The sequence below is a fragment of the Corynebacterium sp. MSK150 genome, from assembly GCF_030229215.1.
GTDB lineage: Bacteria > Actinomycetota > Actinomycetes > Mycobacteriales > Mycobacteriaceae > Corynebacterium.
Genome location: NZ_JASPHM010000042.1, coordinates 1 through 468 on the forward strand (window position 1 = coordinate 1; position 468 = coordinate 468).

The window sequence follows — 468 nt, forward strand, 5'->3', positions numbered from 1 at the left end:
GGGTTAAGGGTCAAAATGTGTGTCTGGCTCGGCGTGTCGCGGGGGTTAGATTTGGCCTTTTTGAATGCCGATTGAGTGGGTGTAGTCGGTGTCGATAGCGTTGTCGTAGAGGGCTGGGCGTCCTGTTTCGTGGTCGGCTTGGTTCTCGGTTTGGGTCAGGGTGGATACTTTGGCGAGTTGGCCCTGGCCCCAGTCGGACTGCCTGGCGATTCGTACTGGATCGTCAGGCAGTTCCGTTTTTAAGTAGAGCCACCAATCCAGCATGCGGCGTTGTCGTTCGCCTGATCTGCCGCGGTGGGTTCTGGCGAGCAGTTTGAGCTGGGCGTTGATGCCGCCTTCTAAGCTGTTGGTGGTGGATTTGATCCGCTCGGGCGCAAGGACTCCTGCTGGCGGGTTGAGGTAGACAAACAGCATCTCGGACCGCCAAAGATGGTTGAGGCTGTTGTAGGCCTTGCGCACGTTGTGGTG

1 protein-coding gene is annotated in these 468 nt (G+C 57.9%); it reads right to left on the reverse strand.

What is annotated here, in order from left to right; genetic code table 11:
* Positions 1 to 45: 45 nt before the first annotated feature.
* Positions 46 to 468 (reverse strand): transposase family protein (locus QP941_RS11550; protein WP_502869218.1); only part of this gene is annotated, 423 nt, incomplete at its 5' end.